3 protein-coding genes are annotated in these 1,730 nt (G+C 58.8%); 1 reads left to right on the top strand and 2 read right to left on the bottom strand.

Annotation, left to right across the window (positions count from 1 at the left end; translation table 11 throughout):
* Window positions 1–38 precede the first annotated feature (38 nt).
* Together crcB and I5W_RS00245 are read right to left on the bottom strand one after the other, a co-directional pair.
* On the bottom strand, window positions 39–413 hold the full coding sequence (gene crcB, locus I5W_RS00250; RefSeq protein WP_017450994.1) for a fluoride efflux transporter CrcB: 375 nt from the start codon (window positions 411–413) through the stop codon (window positions 39–41).
* Window positions 414–440: 27 nt separating this feature from the next.
* Window positions 441–1,421, bottom strand: coding sequence for a LysR family transcriptional regulator (locus I5W_RS00245; protein ID WP_017450993.1), 981 nt, complete (start codon window positions 1,419–1,421; stop codon window positions 441–443).
* A 73-nt stretch (window positions 1,422–1,494) separates the two neighbouring features.
* Here I5W_RS00245 and I5W_RS32730 point away from each other — a divergent pair.
* A partial coding sequence (locus I5W_RS32730) for a hypothetical protein (RefSeq protein ID WP_044527747.1) occupies window positions 1,495–1,730 on the top strand: 236 nt, incomplete at its 3' end.

Below are 1,730 nucleotides of genomic sequence, written 5' to 3'. Positions count from 1 at the left end.
CCGTTTCGGTTTGATTTGCATCAGTTCACGNCGAGTGCTCAGCCTGCCAAGGCGCGATAGCTTGCAAACCCGGCAACGCACAACACGATGGAGCCCAGCAGGTGCAAGCCGGAGTGGCCGATGGCCCACAGGTAGTCACCCCGTTGCAGCAGGATCATGGCCTCGGCCGAGAAGGTCGAGAAAGTGGTCAGCCCGCCCAGGAAACCGGTCACCGCAAAGAGTCGCCATTCCGGCGGCAAGCCGGGATGTTCCTCGAAATAGGCCACCAGGAAACCGATCACGAAGGCGCCGATCCAGTTAGCCGCCAGCGTGCCCAGCGGCACGAAGTGCCCGGCCACGTTCCACACCACCGAGATGCGCCAGCGCAACCAGGCGCCCAGCGTTGCTCCTATGCCTACGGCCAGCCATCCCATATGGTCACCTTTGCTTGCCTTGTTTGATTAGCCCAGCGTCGCGCCGCGCGCAGCCAGTCCTTGCATTTCCTCGCGCAGGCTGCCCAGGCGTTCCAGCGCCTGATGGTCTTCCTGCAGGGTCTTGTCCACTGTTTCGTGCATCCAGTCTACCCAGGTGCTGATCTTGGCGTCCAGGTACTGACGTGAAGGATACAGCGCATACACCCCCATGTTCTGCAAGCGATGCTGCGGCAACACCCGCACGATGGTCCCGGCACGCAAGGCATCCACGGCCGAATAGATCGGCAGCACGCCGATCCCCATGCCTTCGCGCACGGCGGTAAGCATGGCTTCGGCCACATTGACCTGGAAATAGCTCTTCACGGCGATCACCGACGCCCCCTCCGGCCCCTCCAGCGCCCATTCGTCCAGCGGCGAAATGGGGCTCACCAACTGCAGACAGGCATGATGGAGCAAATCGGCCGGCTGTTGCGGCACGCCGTATTTATCCAGGTAGGCCGGAGCCGCACACAACATGCTGAAGGTGGTACCGAGCTGGCGGTAGATCAGGCCGGAATCGGGCAATTCACGCGCCAGCACCAGCGAAACGTCGTAACCCTCTTCCAGCATGTCGGGAATGCGCTGGGCCAGCGTCAACTCCACCGCCACATCCGGGTAACGCTTGTGGTAGCCCGAAATGGAGGGAATCACGTAGCGCTGGCCGAAGCTGGTCATGGCATGGATGCGCAGGCGCCCGGACGGCTTGACGTAGGCCGCACTGGCCTCGGCCTCGGCTTCATCGACATAGGACATGATCTGCTGGCAACGCAGCAAATAACGTTCGCCAGCCTCGGTCAGGGCGATGCGGCGTGTGGTACGGTTCATCAGACGGGTCCGCAGGTGGCGCTCCAGGTCGGCCACCGCACGCGAGACATGGGCCGTGGTCAAGCCCATCTGCTGGGCCGCCTGAGTAAAACTGCCGGCCTCGACCACACGCGTGAAGACGCGCATGTTTTGCAGGGTATCCATCGCTTTCCTATGACTAATACAACCAAGAATTACAACTAAAAGTACAACTCAATGCGAAGGCCTGGATCAGACATTGAGCTATTGCAAGCGTCCAAGCGCACTGCCCGATGAGAGCATTGTTACCCAGATTGGTGCAATCATTATTGCTTATATAGAGATAAAGAATTGCGAAATACCGGATTTTTTCGAAAATAATTACAAAATAGAATACATCCCTTCTGATATTTGCATATTCTTGGGTAATTCCATGACACGTAGTGCCTTTTCCAAGCTGCCGGTGCTGACCGTCATTGCGCTTCGCTACAATGC

The organism is Herbaspirillum sp. B65 (genome assembly GCF_000333555.1).
Classification (GTDB): domain Bacteria; phylum Pseudomonadota; class Gammaproteobacteria; order Burkholderiales; family Burkholderiaceae_D; genus Herbaspirillum; species Herbaspirillum rubrisubalbicans.
This window is presented reverse-complemented; position numbering and strand designations above follow the sequence as displayed.